Source organism: Sphaerimonospora sp. CA-214678 (assembly GCF_050942215.1).
Classification (GTDB): Bacteria; Actinomycetota; Actinomycetes; order Streptosporangiales; family Streptosporangiaceae; genus Sphaerimonospora.
The window spans coordinates 1,722,438-1,739,954 of sequence record NZ_CP192056.1; the positions used below are offsets into that span (position 1 = coordinate 1,722,438).

Below are 17,517 nucleotides of genomic sequence, written 5' to 3' on the forward strand. Positions count from 1 at the left end.
GGTGGGAGGGCCCTGATGGCCCCCTTCATCCACCTGCACACGGCCTCTGCCTACTCTCTCAGGTACGGCACCGCATTTCCGGACGCCCTCGCGGGGCGGGCGGCCGAGCATGGCATGGACATGCTCGCGCTGACGGACCGCGACGGCCTCTACGGCGCGATCAAGCACGTCCAGGCGTGTCACGACAGGGGCATCGCCCCGATCGTCGGTGTCGACCTCGTCCTCAGCGACGGCCATGCCGTACACGCCGCGGACCGCGGGGTGCACGGCGCGGCCCGGGGGAGACGCGCCGGGCCGGCCGGGCACGGCGAGCCGCCCCGGGTCGTCGTGCTGGCCCGCTCCGACGGCTGGGCGCCGCTGTGCCGGCTGGTCACGGCAGCCCATCAGGCGGGGGAGCGCGGCGAGCCGTACGTCACGCCGGAGATGGTGGCGGAACACGCCGCGAGCACGGGCGGCGGGCCGCGGCTCACGGTGCTGCTCGGCCCCCGCTCCGACGTCGGCCGTGCGGTGGCGGAACGCCGCGACGACCGGGCACGCGCGCTGCTGGAGGCCTGGCGCTCGGCCGTGCCCGACGTCGTGGTCGAGGTGACCGACCTGTACGGCTACCGCGACACGAACACCGCGACCCGCATGCTCGGCCTGGCCCGCTCGATGGGCGTGCCCGCCGTGCTGACCAACGAGGTCCGCCACCTGCACGCGGCCGACCACCAGGTCGGCGACGTGCTCGACGCGGCGCGCCGGCTCGTGCCGCTCCACCCGAGGCACGTCGAGCATCCCACCGCGCACGCCTACCTCAAGGACGGCCGTGAGATGGCACGGGTGGCCGTCCGGATCTGCGGCGGCGACCTCGACCTGGCCGAGCGGCTGCTGGCGCAGACGCGGCGGGTCGCCGAGCGGTGCGCGCTCGACCCCCTCGAGATCGTCCCACTCCTCGACGCCGAGGATCCCCGGCTCCACCTGCCCGAGATCGGCGAAGACCCGGTGCCGGTGCTGCGCCGCCGCTGCGAGGACGGCCTGAACCGCCGGGGCCTGGACCGCACGGCGGACGCGCGGCACCGGCTCGCCGCCGAACTGGCGATCATCGAGAAGAAGCGCTTGTCCGGATATTTCATCACCGTCGCGGACATCACGGATGTGATCCGCTCGATGGGCGTCCGCTGCGCCATCCGCGGCTCCGGAGCGGGCAGCCTGGTCAACCACCTGATCGGCATCAGCGACGTGAACCCGCTCGAACACGGCCTGCTGATGGAGCGTTTCCTGTCCGAGGGACGCCGCGGCCTGCCGGACATCGACGTCGACGTGGAGTCCGCACGCCGTCTCGACTGCTATCGCGCGATCCTCGGCCGGTACGGCGAGGCCGGTGTGGCCTGCGTCTCGATGATGGAGACCTATCGGGCTCGCAGCGCCATCCGGGACGTCGGGGCCGCCATGGGCCTGCCCCCGCACGAGATTGACGCCATCGCCAAGGCGTTCCCGCACGTCCGTGCCGGGCAGATCCGCGCCGCGCTGTCCGACCTGCCCGAGCTGCGTGACAGCGGGCTGAACGACCGGTCGCTGCAGACCGTGTTCCGGCTGGCCGAGCGGCTCGACGGGCTGCCCAGGCACATCGCGCTGCACCCGTGCGGTGTGCTGATCGGCAACTCCTCGCTCCGTGATCACACCCCCGTGGAGCGCAGCATGCTGGACTTCCCGATGTCGCAGTTCGACAAGGACGACGTCGAGGCGGCCGGCCTGCTCAAGCTCGACGTGCTCGGTGTGCGGATGCAGTCGGCGATGGCCTGCTCCCTCAGGGAGATCGAACGGGTCGACGACCGGAAGATCGACCTGGACGCCGTCCCACGCGACGACCGCGACACCTACGACCTGATCGGCGCCGGCCGCACGCTCGGCTGCTTCCAGATCGAGTCGCCCGGCCAGCGGGAGCTGGTCGCCAAGCTGGAGCCGCGCACGATGCACGACCTGATCGTCGACATCTCCCTCTTCCGGCCCGGACCGGTCAACTCCGACATGGTCACGCCGTACCTGGAGGCCAGACACGGCTTCCGCGAGCCGGACTATCCGCACGAGAGGCTGCGGGAGCCGCTCAGGGAGACCCACGGCGTGGTCGTCTTCCACGAGCAGGTCCTGAGGGTCATCGACGTCATGACCGGGTGCGGGCTGTCGGAGGCCGAGAAGGCCCGCCGCGCCCTCGGAACGCCGGAGGGCCGGGAGGCCGTGCGGGCCTGGTTCGTCCCGCTCGCCCGGGAGAACGGCTTCGCCGCCGATGTGGTCGAGCGGGCGTGGCGGGTGCTCGACGCGTTCGGCGGGTTCGGGTTCTGCAAGGCGCACGCCGCGGCGTTCGCGCTGCCCACCTACCAGTCGGCCTGGCTGAAGCGGCATCACGCGGCCGCGTTCTTCGCCGGCGTGCTCACCCACGAGCCCGGCATGTACCCGGGCCGGGTGATCCTCGACGAGGCACGCCGGTGCGGCGTCGACATCCTGCCCCTGGACGTCAACCGCTCCGGCGGGACCTGGCGGGTCGAACGGACCGCCGGGACCGGGGCCCCCGCCCGCGGGCACGCCGGGATCGGGCGGGGGTACGGCCTGCGGGTGCCGTTCTCCGTCGTGAAGGGGGTGAGCGAAGCCGAGGTCGAGCGGATGGTCGCCGGGCGGCCGTACACCTCGCTGGCCGACTTCTGGGAGCGTGCCCGCCCGTCGCGGCCGGTCGCCGAGCGGGTCGTGGCGGTCGGCGGCCTCGACGCGCTGCACGGACTGCGGCCGGGCGAGCCGAGGTGGCGCCCGGGCGAGCTCACCCGGCGGGACCTGATCGCCCAGGTGGGCGCCCTCGATCGGGCCTCAGGCGCGGGAACGGCGGGACAACTGCCCATGGTGTTCGCCGAACGGGTCGCGCCGGGGGAGCTGCCGGAGATGAGCGAGGCCGAAGCCGTCGAGGCGGAGCTCGCGATCCTCGGCATGGACGTCAGCCGCCACGTGATCACCTTCCACGACGAGCTGCTCGACGCGATCGGCGTGACCCGGTCGAGGGACCTGCTCCTGCGGCGCAACGGCGCCGAGATCCTGGTCGCCGGGGCCAAGGTGGCCACCCAGACTCCCGCCATACGGTCGGGCCGGCGGGTGATCTTCACTACGCTGGACGACTCCACCGGCCCGATCGACCTGACGTTCTTCGAGTCCGTGCAGGCGCACACGGCGGCGACCGTCTTCGGATCGTGGCTGCTGGTCGCGCGTGGCGTGGTCAGGCGCACCGGGGGCAGGGCCGTCTCGCTGCGTGCCCTGCACTGCTGGAACCTGCTCGACCTCGACCGGATCTGGCGCGATCACGGCATCGACGCGGTGCGCGCCGTGCTCGGCGAGGCGCCCGCCCCGCCGGATGCGGCGGGCGCGGGCGTCGGCGGCCGGCCCATCGAGTACGGCAACGGCTATCGGCTGTCGCCCTACTCCGACATCGGACCGGTCTCGGGGGTGCGGGAGGGGCGGTTCCTGCGCCATCCGGAGGAGCCCCAGCGCCGACTCTGGCACGCCAGCTCGGGCAGCTCGGGTCCGGCCCCCTCCGCCCGGTGACCGTTCCGTACGGCCCGGCGATAGCTGGACCGATGCGCCGGCGGACGGGTCCGGCCAGGCCGCCCGGGATCGTCCCGGCCCTGCGCCGGGTGGGCCGGGCCGGCAGCAGGGCTCTCCCCGGATCCGTCGATCTCGCCGTTTCCACCCGTGCCGGTCCGCCGCGTGCCCCCGCCGTCGCGGCCGTCGTCGCCGCTCTCGTGGTCCTCGTACAGAGAAGTGATCTCGCGTACGGTGGCGGCGCACAGGACGGCGGCGACCACGACCGCGGCCAGTGCGGGCAGGCCGATGCCGGTCAGGTCTCTCCCCGGCTGCGTGGGCCGGGCGAAGACCAGGCCGAGCGCTCCCAGCCAGCTCAGCCACCAGCAGCCGACCAGTAGCAGCCACCGCGGCCGCTGCGCGCCGCGTCCCCACGTGGCCCGCAGACCGTTGTCGCGTACGGCATCGCGCCAGGCCAGGTCGGCGAGGATCGGCGGCATCACCAGGTTGACCCCGGGCAGCAGCCACGCGGCGGCCAGCGCCGGCGCGGGAATGCCGGGCCGTGCGTGCCGCAACCAGGACAGGTATGCGGATCCGGCCAGTGCCGTGGCCGCCGCGACGGCGATTACCAAGACTGCGAAGAAGCTCACGGCTCCGATCAGCCGGCCTGCCTCCGGCGCGTCCGGATCACCGCCGAACGCCGCGAGCTGGGCGGCCAGCCGCCGCCCCCGTGTCTCCTCAAAGACGGCCAGCGCGGCCATGGACACGGCCTGGGCCGCCAGGCCCGCGTACACACCGGCCGCCGCGCGGCTGAGCCGCGCCGACCTGTGGACCCCCGAAGAAGTGGACCGCATGTGAATCTCCCCCCGGCATGCGCGTCACTTCCCTCACTCCTATCCCACGGGCGATGTCCCTAATCAGTGCGGATCGCGGTCTCGGCGGCGCCGGAACTCCACGTACGGGGGCGTGTCTCTCCGAGGTCACACCTTCGTGGACGTCCTGATCCCATCGAAAGAATGTTCTTCACAAAACGGGGTCTTTCCGTACTGTTGTCTCGCTGTCAATGATCGAGGAGGGCGCATGAGCCGCAGGGGCTGGCTGCTGTTCGTGATGATGTGCTTCATCTGGGGTGTCCCGTACCTCATGATCAAGGTCGCGGTCGAGAGCGTCTCGGTCCCCGTGCTGATCTTCGCCAGAACCGCGGTCGGCGCCGCCGTCCTGCTTCCGCTGGCGCTGCGCGGCGGGCAGCTGGCCGGGCTGGCCCGCCACTGGCGGCCGCTCGCCGCCTTCGCCGCCATCGAGATCATCCTCCCGTGGTGGCTGCTGTCGGACGCGGAACGGAGGGTCTCCAGCTCGATGGCGGCCCTGGTCATCGCGGCGGCGCCGATCCTCGCCGTGGTGATCGCCAGGATCATCGGGGACAGCGACCGGCTCACCCCCGCCCGCCTGGCGGGCCTGGCGCTGGGCTTCGCCGGGGTCGCCGTGCTGGTCGGCCCCGACCTGCGGGGCGGCGATCCCTGGGCGATCGTCGAACTGCTGCTGACGGCGTGCGGGTACGCCACCGCCCCGCTGCTGGCGGCCCGGAAGCTCAAGGACGTGCCGTCACTGCCGATGACGGCCGTCTGCCTGACCCTCGCGGCCCTGGTCTACGCCCCTGCGGCGGCGCTGACCTGGCCGCAGACCATGCCTCCGGGGCGGGTCCTGGCCGCGCTGGCCGGCCTGGCCCTGATCTGCACGGCGCTGGCGTTCATCGTGTTCTTCGCGCTCATCCGCGAGGTCGGGCCCACCCGCTCGGTGGTGTTCACCTATATCAACCCCGTCGTCGCCGTCCTGGCGGGGGTCGTCGTCCTCAGCGAGCCCGTCACACTCAACATGCTCGTCGCCTCCGTGCTGATCGTCGGCGGCTCGGTGATGGCCGCCGGCCGCGAGCGGCCGGCCGAGGTCGAGACCGTGGCCGATCCGGCCGGGCTGGAGATCGCGGACGATCCGCCGGCCGGGCTGGAGATCGCGGACGATCCGCCCGCCGGGGTCGTGCCGGAGCCCCACTGAGACCCCCACCATCCCCGTGATCTTGCGAATGCTCGCACGGTTGCCCGCCGACCTGCCTGTTCCCCATCCGTGATCTTGCAGAAACTCGCAGACATCCCCGGTGAGCAGGCGAAATACCTTTGGTGATCTTGCGCTACGACATCACCGGAGCCGGAGCCGGAGCCGGAGCCGGAGCCGGGAGACGGTCAGAAACGCAGGACGGCCCCTATTCCGTCGGGCGACGGGAGATGGTCGACGAACCAGAAGTCGGCGTCCGTCCCGGCGACGGCCCGCGCAAGCGCGGAGTCGACCCGCTCCTCGAACGGCTCGGCGACCCCCCAGGCCGACAACTCGGCCCGGTCCGTGGACAGCTGCGTCGGCTCCGGCCCCACCCACATCGTGGCCGTCGACGACGGGTCGTCGTGCAGCAGCAGCGTACGCACCCGTGCGTCGCGCAGCGCCCGGGCCGTCTCCTGCAGCCCGATCGCGTACGGCCCCGCCGCATGCGCCTCGAGCAGCGCGGTCCGGCATCGCTCGACCCACGCCGCACACGCACGTTGCACGTCGGCCTCGAAGTTCCGCAGGTCGGCTCCGGCCGCCCGGCTGCCGTGCTCGGACGTCGTGACCTTCCTGGCGGTGTCCTTGCAGAGACATTCCAGTACGAGCCCGCGCGCTCTCGGGTCGCCGCCCAGCACCACGACCTCCGCGGCGGAGCCCTGGGTCTCCTTGTCCACCACCTCGGCGACCGCGACCGCGTTGCGCCGCCAGACCTCCTCGACATCGCGCTCGTAGCGGGTCTGCGACCAGCCGCCATGCCCGGTCTTCTGGATCGGCCACTCCTCCACGGCCTCCACGGTCTCCGTCCGCCGGGATCCGTTCCTGAAGACGGTCAGTTCCGCGCCCATGCGATCGGCCAGCACCCGGATGTGCGGCACGGGCTCGCCGCGCTGGGCCAGCAACGGGACCACGTGGGGAAGCGGCGACCAGCGCGCGGTCTGCCGGCGTGGCGGTGCGGAGAGGGGATGGTGGAACACGATCTCGTCACCCGCAGCGAAGACGACCCGGCCGGGCGCGACCATCCAGGGATCCAGCACCAGTTCGCCGATCGGATCCAGCACACGTGCCGGGGCCCCGGCAGCCGCGAGCCGGTCCCTGAGCATGGCCCACCGTCGCTGGACCACGTTGGCCTGTCCCTCGTTCGACCGTTCCGTGTCGAGATAGACAGAGGCGTACGGTCCCGGCCGGTCGTACAGCGGCCGGATGAAGTCGAGTCTCAACGCCCCTCCTGTCACCAGCGCCGACGTTCGATCCCGAGCCCGAGGGCCTCGGCGACCTCGGCGACGTTGTGGAACCTGAAATGCTCGGGCAGCCGGCGTACCGCCTCGATCACAGCGTCCGGGGCGTTCCTGCCCTCGGCGTGCGCCAGAAGCCTGCTCTGATCGGCCGGGTAGCCGGCGTCGCTCAGCCACTTGGCGAGGTTGCTCCGGCGCTCCACGTCGACGGGGGTGATCCCGTGGGGCGTTCCGGGCTCGTGCCGCGGCGAGTAGCTCCGGGACTCGAGGTCCTTCTCGGGCACATGAGAGGGCTCGGGTTCCTTCCACTCCTGCGCATGACTCGAACCCGATCCGCGTACGAGGCCCTCCGTCTCGTGCTTCTGCTCATCGTCGAGGCGTGGACCGTGCTTGGCGCTCCCGCGTTGGATACTCATGACCTCACCTCCCGATTAGGGTCACTGTCGTGCCTCGTACCCGTGGCGACCGCGCCAAACATGGCGTGTGCCCCGGCCGGCGCGCCGCATCCGATCCCCGGCGGGCGGTGGGTGCGCACCCGCGGGTCGCGATCGGGAACCACGCCGTCCGGGCGGATGCGAGGCGGACGGCCTCCGCCGGGAGGGTGTCCTGCGGCAGGCCCTTCCGGTGGGCGGATGCCGTACTGTTCGGGGTGCTAAAGGGGGAGTTTTCATGACAATTGGTAAAGAATTGCTCCACGGTCTGTGCCGTACGGTCAAGCGGACCCCATGATTGGGCGCGGAAGGCTATCCTCGCGAGCCGGGACGACGGCTACCCGCAGGTCCAAGGCATGGGAGATCAGGTAGATGAAACCGCCGCTGCTGCTCATCGGCCATGGCACACACGATGAGACCGGCGTGGCCGAGTTCGGCCGATTCGTTCATCGGCTCCGCTGCCGGCTCGACGGGCTTCCCGCCGAGGTCAGCGGCGGCTTCATCACGAAGGCGCGCCCGCCGCTCAGCGACTCCATCTCGTCTCTGGTCACCCGGGGTCACCATCATGTGATCGCGGTGCCGCTGAGCCTCACCGGCGACCGGCACGCCCTCGGCGACATTCCAGGCACGCTGGCGCTGGAGCAGGAGCGGCACCCCACCCTCGAATACGATCTCGGCCGCCCCCTCGGCCCCGATCCCCGGGTGCTCGAACTGCTCGCGGAACGGCTCGCGGACGCCCGCGCGGAGATGCCGAGGTTCGTGACCGAGGAAGCACCGGAGGAGATCACACCGGCCGAGACCGCGGTCGTGCTGGTCGGTCACGGCTCGACAGACCCCGCCGTGAACGCCGAGGTCCACCGGGTGTCCCGGCTCTTCTGGGAGACCCACGCCGGCGACCTGCTCACGGTGGAGACGGCCTATGTGTCGCACAGCCGTCCCGGCGTGCCCGGTGGTCTGGAGCGGTGCCGCAGGCTCGGTGCCAAGCGGGTCATCGTCTTGCCCTACGTCCTGTTCGCCGGTGCCGTGCTCGAGCGGATCTGGGCTCAGGCGCTGGCCTACGGCGCCAATCACGAGGGCCTCGACATCCGGTGCGCCGAGGTGATCGGCGACTGCGAGGGCCTCGCCGACGTCGTCATCGATCGGTACGAGGAGGCGCTCGCCGGGGTCGGCCTGCCGTCCGCGGACCGCAGGAACGCGTTCGACGAGATCGAAACCGTGCCCGACACTGAGATCGACGCCAAGCTCGACACGGAGATCGGCGCCGGGGCCGGCTCGAAGATCGACCATGAGATCGAGACGGAGATCCGATCGGAGCCGATGCCTCGGCCCGGCGTCGCCAGCGTCGTCTGAGCGGGCCCGGCGGACGGTCGCGCCGATCCTGTTCCGCGAACGCGGCGAGACCGTGCCGAGCCCGTTCGAGACCGTGCCGAGCCTGTTCGAGACCGTTTTGAGGCCGCGACGAGGAGTATGAGCGATGACGTCGATCGATGAGACGATCTCGGCCATCCGGCCGATCGACCTGGAGGCGATGGCGGAGGCACGGGCGCACCAGGACCGCCTCACCAAGCCGCGCGGCTCCCTCGGGGCGCTGGAGGACGTCGCGGTACGGCTGGCCGGCATCGCGGCCGCGTGCCCGCCTCCGCTGCCTGCGCCGGTCGCGCTCGCCATCTTCGCCGCCGACCACGGGGTGCACGCCCGGGGAGTCTCGCCCTGGCCGCAGGAGGTCACCGCCCAGATGGTGGCCAACTTCACAGCGGGCGGAGCGGTGGCCAACGCGTTCGCGGCGCAGGTGGGCGCCGCGGTCACCGTCGTGGACGTGGGCGTGGCCGCCGACCTGCCGCCGGCGCCGGGCCTGATCTCCCGCAAGATCGCGTACGGCACGGCCGACCTGTCCAGCGGACCCGCGATGACGGCCGAGCAGGTCAGGCAGGCCCTCATGGCCGGGACCGAGGTCGCCCGCGAGCTGGTGGCGGCCGGTCACCGCTGCCTGATCACCGGTGACATGGGGATCGCGAACACCACCGCCTCGGCCGCCCTGATCTGCGCGTTCGCCGGTCGGGATCCCGAGTCGGCGACCGGCCGGGGGACCGGCGTCGACGACGCCACCCACCGGCACAAGATCGAGGTGGTACGGCGGGCGCTGCTGGCCAACGGAATCCCCGCCGCGGCGGCCGGGCAGGAGGGGGGACCTGAGGCCGCGCTTCGGGTGCTCGCCGCGGTGGGCGGCCTGGAACACGCTGCGATCGCCGGGTTCCTCCTCGGCGCCGCGGCCGAGCGGGTGCCGGTCATCCTCGACGGGGTGATCGCGGGGTCGGCCGCGCTGGCCGCAGCGGCGCTGGCGCCGGACGTCGTCGGCTACTGCATCGCGGGTCACCGGTCGGCCGAGCCCGGCCACGCCGCCGCGCTGGCGCACCTCGGCCTGCGTCCCCTGGTGGATCTGGAGCTGCGTCTCGGCGAGGGCACGGGCGGTCTGCTCGCCCACCCGCTGGTCGCCGCCGCCGCGCGGGTCATGCACGAGGTCGCCACCTTCGACGCGGCCGGTGTGGCGGAGAAGAACGCGTGAGCCACCATGGATCGGGCCCGGACGACGGCGCCGCGGGCGGTGTCGTCGTCCGCTGTGCCGACACGCTCGGGGCCCAACCAGTGGATGCCGTCGCGGCCCGACGGTAGGTTTGCTTCCTAACAACGCATGCTTGACGGATTGGGGAGACAGGGGTCATGGCGCCCTACCTGCTCGGCCTGCGCCTCGACGGGCGGCGGGTGCTCGTCGTCGGCGGCGGACATGTCGCCCAGCGGCGGATCCCCGCGATGCTCGCCGCCGGCGCATCGGTGACCCTCGTCTCGCCCAGCGTCACCCCGGCCCTCGATGATCTCATCGCGGCCGGCCGGGTGACCTGGGAGTCCCGGCCTTACCAGGTCGGCGACTGCGACGGCGCCTGGCTGGTGCACACCTGCACCGATCAGCGAGATGTGAACACGGCGGTCGCCGCCGAGGCGGAGGCGAAACGGATCTGGTGCGTGCGCGCCGACGACAAGGACGCCTCGGCGGCCTGGACGCCGGCCGGCGGACGCGTCGGCGAGGTGAGCGTGGCCGTGACCGCCGGAGGCGATCCCCGGCGCGCCGCCGGGATCCGCGACGCCGTGGTCGGCGCGCTGCGCGACGGCACGGTCGACGCCCGCCGCCACCGCACCAAGCCCGTCGGTGTCGCACTGATCGGCGGAGGGCCAGGAGATCCCGGCCTGATCACCGTCAGGGGCCGGCAGCTGCTCGCGCAGGCCGACGTGGTCGTCGCGGACCGTCTCGCGCCCCGTGCCCTGCTCGACGAGCTGTCGCCCGACGTCGAACTCATCGACGCGGCCAAGGTGCCGTACGGCCGCTCGCTCTCCCAGGACAAGATCAACGAGGTGCTCGTCGAGCGTGCCCGCGAGGGCAAGTTCGTGGTCAGGTTGAAGGGCGGCGACCCGTTCGTCTTCGGCCGCGGCGGCGAGGAGGCCATCGCCTGCGCGCGGGCGGGAATCCCGGTGGTCGTGGTGCCCGGGGTCAGCAGCGCGGTGGCGGTCCCCGCTTCGGCGGGAGTCCCCGTCACCCACCGCGGCGTCAGCCAGGACTTCCACGTGGTCTCGGTGCACGTCCCCCCCGGTGATCCCCGGTCCACGGTCGACTGGCCGGCCCTGGCGAGGTCGCGAGGGACGCTGGTCCTCCTGATGGCGGTCGAGCGGATCGCGGATATAGCCGACACTCTGCTTAAAGAGGGACGTTCACCGGAAACTCCCGCGATGGTGGTACAGGACGGTACGCTTCCGACGCAGCGAGCCGTCTCCGCCACGCTGTCGACGGTGGCGGAACGGGTAGCCGCGGTCGGGGTACGGCCACCGGCGATCGCGATCATCGGCGAGGTCGTCAGAGTCGGCCAGGAGATCGAAATGGTGCGAGCGGAGCGGATCCCGTGAAATCCGCAGCCAGGCAGACGCCGGACGATTCCGCGAGCGGGGGCGGTGCCGCCGTGCCCGCCGAGCCGGCCGTCGACGCGCACTCCGTGAAGCCGGATGAGCACGGCACGCGGGCGGAGACGGAGACGCCTGCCGAGCAGACGATCGCGTTCCGTGCGATCGATGCCGGAGATCTCGACCCGGGTCTTCCCGGCACCGGAGCGGCCGGGCCCGCATCCGACGGCGACGACACGGTGACTGGTGCCGGCGGTTCTCCCGGCGGTACGGCCGACCCCGGCATCGGCGATGACGCCGATGCGGACGAGCCGGCGGCGGACCCCGGAACGGGCGGCGAGGACGACGTTTCCGAGACGGGCGGGTCCGGAGCGGCCGAGCCCCAAGAGGATGAGGCGCAGGAGGATGAGGCGCAGGACGACAGACCGAGGGAGGCTCCGGCCGGCGGCCGGCGTCGCCGGGAGCTGTCGCTGCCGGAACCGGTGTCGACGGCGCTGACCGAGGCGCTGAACCAGCTACGCGTGGCGGTCAAGGGGCTGCACTTCGGGCTCGACGTGCCGGGATCGGACGAGGCGCGCAAGGCACAGGCCGCCGTCTTGGCCCAGCTCGACGACTACGTCATCCCACGCGTCCACCTCAGCACGGCGCCCGCCCTGATCGTCGTGGCGGGCTCCACCGGCGCGGGCAAGTCGACCCTGGTCAACACGCTCGCCGCGCAGAAGGTCACGGCCACGGGAGTGCGCCGCCCCACGACCGCGACCCCCGTGCTCGCCTGCCATCCCGACGACTACGAGTGGTATGCGGCGGGCGACCTGCTCGGCGGCATGACCAGGCCCGGCGGGCCGGGCGGCGCAGCGGGGCCGGGCGGGGTGACGCTGGTCCCGACGCCGCGGCTGCCCCAGGACGTGGCCCTGCTGGACACCCCGGACATCGACTCGGTCGCCGAGGAACACCACGAGATCGCCCACCGGATGCTCGACGTGGCGGATCTGTGGATGTTCGTGACCACGGCGGCCCGGTACGCCGACGCCCCCTCCTGGGGGCTGCTGCGCCGGGCCAAGGAACGCGGCGCGCGGCTGGTCATCGTGCTCTCCCGGGTGCCCGCCAGGTCGCGCGACGTCATCGTGAAGCACTTCGGGCGGATGCTCGACGAGTACGGCCTGGGCGAGGTCGAGCGTTTCGTGATCAACGAGACGGCGGTCAGGGACGGCCGGCTGCCCGAAGCGGAGATAGCCGAGCTGCGGATGTGGCTGGCCGAGCTGTCCGTCGACGACCAGCGGCGCGCATCGGCCGTACGGGCGACGCTGAACGGTGTGTTCAACAGCTTCCGTATCCGGCTGCCCGCGCTCGCCCGCCACCTGGAAACCCAGGTGGCCCTCCGGGCCGACCTGCGTTCGGACGTCGACGCGGCCTACGCGGGCGTGCTCACCGAGATCGACGAGGCCACCCGCAACGGCTCGCTGCTGCGTGGTGAGGTGCTGGCCCGCTGGCAGGACTTCGCCGGATCCGGCGACCTCATGCGCACGCTTCAACTGCGGCGTGGCGGCAAGAGCCGTCAGCAGGGGCCGGAACGGGTCCTGGCACTCAGATCGGCACTGCGCACCGCGCTGGAATCCATGATCGTTTCGGCCGCCCAGCGGGCGGCCGAAGACGTCGTCGTGCGCTGGGGGCACCGGGCCGGGGCGGGCGATCGGCTGGCCGCCACCCCGGGTCTGGGCCGTCACTCCGAGGAACTGGTGCGCAGGACGGCCGGCGCGATCACGTCCTGGCAGGACTATGTGACCGAGCTGATCCGGACCGAGGGCGTGACCAAGCGGTCGGTAGCGAAGATCATCTCGTTCGATGTCGAATCGCTCGCGTTGATCTTCACCGTCGGCCTGCTCGGGTACGGCTCAACCGACATGACGGCGGTCGGCACGGGCACCAGCTCGCTGCCCCAGCGGCTGCTGCGCGGGCTGCTCGGCGCGGAGTCGCTGCGCAGCATCGGCGCCAAGGCCCGCAGCGATCTACGTGCGCGGATCGGCCTGCTCTTCGACGAGGAGATGCTTCGTTACGTGGACGTTCTGGACAGTGCCGGGATTCCGGACGAGGCCGCGGCCACCCGCTTGTACCAGGCGACCTACAACCTCGAGGCGGCACGATGACCGAGCGTGCCTGCGGCCTGAGGTTCCGTACGCGCGCCTTCGGCACCGGGTTCGATACGCGCGCCCCCGGCACGACGGTGAGGAGTCGATGAGCGCTGTCAGTACGGCGGAGAGGCAGTACGGGCTGGGAACTCGGCTCGCGGCCCTCTCCCAGATCGTCGAACTCGGCCAGGGCAGGGTGGATCCGGCCCTGCTGACCGAGGCCGCGCAACTGCTGCTGCGAGCCGGTGACCGGATGAAGCTCTCGCCGGACCACACCGTGGTGGCCCTGGCCGGGGGCACCGGAAGCGGCAAGTCGTCCCTGTTCAATGCCGTCTCCGGGCTGGAGCTCTCGCCGATCGGGGTGAGGCGGCCGACCACGGCGCGCACCCATGCCTGCGTGTGGGGGCTCGACGGCGCAGGCCCGCTGCTCGACTGGCTGCAGATCCAGTGGCGGCACCGCTTCGCCCGTGCCAGCGCGCTCGACAAGGGCGAGAGCAGGCTCCACGGTCTCATCCTGCTCGACCTGCCCGACCACGACTCGATCAGAGCGCTCACCGACCCCGAGGCCCACCGCCTGATCCAGGCGGCCGACCTGATCGTCTGGGTGCTCGACCCGCAGAAGTACGCCGACGCGTCCGTTCACCGGCGCTACGTCACCGATCTGGCCGGGCACGACGCGGTGACCGTCTTCGTACTGAACCAGTGCGACCGCCTCACGCCCGAGGAGCAGGCCGAGTGCGTCGCAGACCTGGAGGACCTGCTCCGGCGTGAGGGCGTCGCCCACCCCCGGGTGATCGCGACGTCGGCCACCACCGGCAGGGGAATCGACGACCTCAAGGCCGTCCTGGCGGAGTCCGTCGTCGCCCGCAGGGCCGCGCACCAGCGGCTGGAGGCCGACCTCGACCGGCTGATGCTGCGCCTCGCCGCTGACCTGCCGGAGATCCGGCACGTCGAGCCGACCGTCGACGGCACCCGCCGGGCCGAGCTGACGGACGCGCTGTGCGACGCCGTCGGCGTCTCCGCGCTCGGCGAGGCCATCGAGAACGTGTACGGCGTGCGCTCCCTCGACTGGGTCGGCTGGCCGTACGCCCGGGTGGCCGCGAGACTGCGGCCCGATCCCGCGAGCAGCCTGCGGCTCGGTGGAGTGAAGGAGGAGATCCGCGGCCTCGTCGGCAGCACGGTCAGCGCCCAGCCCGCTGAGGTGGACAACGCCGTGCTGTCCCTGGTCAACGGGCTGACCGGGGGCATGCCCGAGGTGTGGCAGCGCGGGGTGCGCGAGACCGCACGGTCGAAGCCGGGACGGCTCACCGAGGCGCTGTCGAGGGAACTCGCCCAGATCGCTCCGCCGCTCGACCGGATGCCCGGCTGGTGGTGGCTGTTCAAGATCTGGCAGTACCTGCTGGTCGTGACCTCCCTGGTCGGCTTCGCCTGGGGCGGCTCCATCCTCGCGTACGGTGTCTTCAAGCTCGGCAGGCCGCCCGCCGAACTGCTCGGCGACGTCGCCATGCTGCCGTGGCTGGGATTGATGGTGGTCGGCGCGCTCGTGCTCGGTCTTCTGTCCGGGGCGGCCGGCAGAAATTTCGTACTGCTCGACGCGAGCAGGGAACGCGACCGGATGGAACGCGACATGCGACGCCGGGTCGGGGCGCTCACCAACGACATGGTCATCGAACCGGTGGAGCGCGAGCTGCGCCGCTACAACGAGTACTTCGCCGCCATGGCCACCGCCAACCGCTGATCAGCGCGCGGAGAGAAAGCGAGTTGTCCACAGAACGGGGTTCGGTGCCGCGGAGCCCGGGTGGTGCGGGCCAAGGTGGGCTGCGGGTCCGGCGAGCGTCCGGACCCGTGGGAGGCACTCCATGAGCGACATCTACGTCACGCTGAGCGGGAACGTCACCAAGGACCCCGAGCAGTTCCGGTTCGCGGACGGCTCACGCGTCACGACCATGCGGATGGCCGTCAACCGGCGTTTCCTCGACCCGCAGTCCAACACCTGGCAGAACAGGGACACCACCTTCTACACGGTCCGCTGCTTCCGCCGGCTCGGCGACAACGTCCAGCAGTCGGTGCGTAAGGGCCAGCCGGTCATGGTGTACGGCAGGCTCCGCGTCAAGCAGTACGAGCGCAACGGGGAGCAGCGTTACTGGGTCGAGGTCGAGGCCATCTCAGTGGGCCACGACCTGAAGTACGGCATCACCGCGTTCGAAAGACCCTTCCGGAGTTACGCGCATTCCGTGCCGGTCGAGGACGACCGGCAGGCGATGGAGGAGGCCGTGAGCCGGTGGGAGCTCACCTCCGCCGAGGCCCCCGGGCCGCCGCCCGAGGACGAGGCCGGGATCGGGGGCGACGGCCGCCCCGATGACGGACCCGACGACCGCGCCGGAGACGACCGCGCCGGAGACGACGACGCCGGTGACGACGGCAGGGGGGACGACGGCGCTGGGAGCGGTGCGGTCCGGCCGCTGGCCGCCTGATCACGCCTGCCGGAGATCTACCGCCGCGGGCGGTGCTGTCGTGGGCCGGTCGGTTCCGCGGGGCTCGTGCCGCCTCGGTCTGTGCCGCGTGAGGATCTGAGCCGGGTCGGGGCAGGTGATGCCCTCGGTCAGAAAGGGGACCCACGTGACAGAACACCGCATCCCAACGTAGTGGTTCCCGTCGCGCTCCACACCCTCCGCAACTAGTGTGTTACACATCGTGAGATACTGTTTTGGGTGCGTTGGGGGGTGGCATGACGGCAACAGGTCAGACCTCTGTGAAGCCGCGAGACGCCATCTGCTCGCCGGGCCGGTGGCCCCTGCTGGCCCAGTCGCGTGCGCTCGTGGCCTACCTGTGCGCGATCGTCACGCTGGATCTGGTCGTGATCGGGGTCCTGGCGAAATCGACGGAGTTCCGTCTCGCCGACCTGGCGACGTTCGCCGCGCTCACGGGTTGCGGTGCCGTCTGCATCGAGGCGACCCGCCGTCTCGGCATGCCGGCCGGGGTCCCCCGCGATCTGCTGTCGGCCTGGTGGCTGCCGGTGGCGTTCCTGCTGCCGCCGGTTTACGCGCTGCTGGCACCCGTTCCACTGCAGATCCTGCTCCAGCTCAGGGTGCGGGCGACGGTTCTCTACCGGAGGGTCTTCACCTCCGCAGCCATCGGGCTGGCGGCCGGCACGGCGTCGGTGCTGTTCCATTCGTGGACCGGCGACCGCGTCGGGCTGTTCGGGAGCGTCGGGCCGTCCGACGGCGCCGCCATGCCCTGGAGCCTGGGCCTGCCCGGACTTGTCGAGGCGGTGGCGGACGCCGGATCGGTGGCCGGTGTACTGTCCGCAGGCACCGGGCAGGCCATCGCCCTCGCGGTGCTGTGCGCCATCGTCTTCACCGTGCTCAACACCGCCCTCATCGCCGTCGCCGCCCACGCGGCCGATCCGGAGGGCCGGTGGGGCGAGGTCCTGTGGGACCGTGAGCGTCTCCTGCTCGACGCGGTGGAACTGTGCCTCGGTGTGATCGTCGCCGTGCTCTGCGGGCTCAACCCGGCGCTGCTGCTGCTCCTGCTGCCACCCGTCGTGCTGCTCCAGCGCAGCCTGCTGCACGCCCAGTTGCAGGCGGCCGCGCGCACCGATCCCAAGACCGGGCTGCTCAACGCGGCTGCCTGGCAGCGTGAGGCCGACACGGAGATCGGCCGGGCACAGCGCGTGGGCGACTCGCTCGCGCTGATCCTGGTGGACATCGACCACTTCAAGAAGGTCAACGACACCTACGGTCACCTCGTCGGGGATCAGGTGCTGATCCAGGTGGCCGCGACACTGCGCAGTCAGCTCCGTGAGTACGACGTGGTGGGCCGGTTCGGCGGCGAGGAGTTCGTCGTGCTGCTGCCGGGCGCCGACATGCACGAGGCGCGCCGAGTGGCCGAGCGGCTGCGCACCCGGGTCGGCCGGATGGCGGTCGCAGCGGAGCAGGCGATGGTCACGGTGACGGTCTCGGCCGGTGTCGCCGTCATGAACCTGCACGGCGCCGACCTCATCGAGTTGCTCGCCGCCGCCGATCTCGCCCTGTACCGGGCCAAGGAACTGGGCAGGGACCGCATCTGCCTGCCCGCCACCCCGATCGCGCCGCCCCCGCGCAGGTCGGACGACGCCACCGGCGGCACCACCTAGCGCCGTCCCGACCGGCCGTGGCC

General features: G+C 71.9%; 11 protein-coding genes and 1 pseudogene. 9 read left to right on the forward strand and 3 right to left on the reverse strand.

What is annotated here, in order from left to right:
* The first annotated feature begins 15 nt into the window (after nt 1–15).
* A complete protein-coding gene (locus ACQP1K_RS08030; protein ID WP_433500243.1) occupies nt 16–3,561 on the forward strand; it encodes a DNA polymerase III subunit alpha in 3,546 nt (1,181 codons plus the stop codon).
* A 227-nt stretch (nt 3,562–3,788) separates the two neighbouring features.
* Here ACQP1K_RS08030 and ACQP1K_RS08035 read toward each other — a convergent pair.
* Nucleotides 3,789–4,391, reverse strand: a pseudogene (locus ACQP1K_RS08035) (hypothetical protein); the annotation flags it as partial.
* A gap of 226 nt (nt 4,392–4,617) precedes the next feature.
* Here ACQP1K_RS08035 and ACQP1K_RS08040 point away from each other — a divergent pair.
* Nucleotides 4,618–5,586: a DMT family transporter gene (locus tag ACQP1K_RS08040; protein ID WP_433500244.1), complete on the forward strand. Its 969-nt coding sequence runs from the start codon at nt 4,618–4,620 to the stop codon at nt 5,584–5,586.
* A 185-nt stretch (nt 5,587–5,771) separates the two neighbouring features.
* Here the strand turns inward: ACQP1K_RS08040 and ACQP1K_RS08045 are convergent, their stop codons facing one another.
* Nucleotides 5,772–6,842 carry a Vms1/Ankzf1 family peptidyl-tRNA hydrolase gene (locus tag ACQP1K_RS08045; RefSeq protein ID WP_433500245.1) on the reverse strand — a complete coding sequence of 357 codons (1,071 nt, stop codon included), beginning with the start codon at nt 6,840–6,842 and terminating at the stop codon, nt 5,772–5,774.
* An 11-nt stretch (nt 6,843–6,853) separates the two neighbouring features.
* Nucleotides 6,854–7,273, reverse strand: a complete 420-nt coding sequence (locus tag ACQP1K_RS08050) for a DUF2795 domain-containing protein (protein ID WP_433500246.1) — start codon at nt 7,271–7,273, stop codon at nt 6,854–6,856.
* 387 nt (nt 7,274–7,660) lie between these two features.
* On the opposite strand from ACQP1K_RS08050, the gene ACQP1K_RS08055 reads away from it, so the two are divergent.
* From ACQP1K_RS08055 to ACQP1K_RS08085, 7 genes are all read left to right on the forward strand, one after another.
* Nucleotides 7,661–8,638, forward strand: a complete 978-nt coding sequence (locus ACQP1K_RS08055; protein WP_433500247.1) for a sirohydrochlorin chelatase — start codon at nt 7,661–7,663, stop codon at nt 8,636–8,638.
* A gap of 124 nt (nt 8,639–8,762) precedes the next feature.
* A complete protein-coding gene (gene cobT, locus ACQP1K_RS08060) occupies nt 8,763–9,851 on the forward strand; it encodes a nicotinate-nucleotide--dimethylbenzimidazole phosphoribosyltransferase (RefSeq protein ID WP_433500248.1) in 1,089 nt (362 codons plus the stop codon).
* A gap of 155 nt (nt 9,852–10,006) precedes the next feature.
* Nucleotides 10,007–11,239 (forward strand): uroporphyrinogen-III C-methyltransferase, encoded by a 1,233-nt coding sequence (gene cobA, locus ACQP1K_RS08065; protein WP_433500249.1) that lies wholly within the window; start codon nt 10,007–10,009, stop codon nt 11,237–11,239.
* Nucleotides 11,236–13,377: an AAA family ATPase gene (locus ACQP1K_RS08070; protein WP_433500250.1), complete on the forward strand. Its 2,142-nt coding sequence runs from the start codon at nt 11,236–11,238 to the stop codon at nt 13,375–13,377. Before cobA ends, ACQP1K_RS08070 begins: the two co-directional genes overlap by 4 nt.
* A gap of 88 nt (nt 13,378–13,465) precedes the next feature.
* Nucleotides 13,466–15,097, forward strand: coding sequence for a GTPase family protein (locus tag ACQP1K_RS08075; protein WP_433500251.1), 1,632 nt, complete (start codon nt 13,466–13,468; stop codon nt 15,095–15,097).
* A gap of 121 nt (nt 15,098–15,218) precedes the next feature.
* The gene (locus ACQP1K_RS08080; RefSeq protein WP_433500252.1) at nt 15,219–15,833 is read left to right on the forward strand and encodes a single-stranded DNA-binding protein; all 615 of its coding nucleotides are present in this window, start codon (nt 15,219–15,221) and stop codon (nt 15,831–15,833) included.
* 254 nt (nt 15,834–16,087) lie between these two features.
* Complete coding sequence (locus ACQP1K_RS08085) at nt 16,088–17,494, forward strand: GGDEF domain-containing protein (RefSeq protein WP_433500253.1); 1,407 nt, start codon at nt 16,088–16,090, stop codon at nt 17,492–17,494.
* Nucleotides 17,495–17,517: the final 23 nt, after the last annotated feature.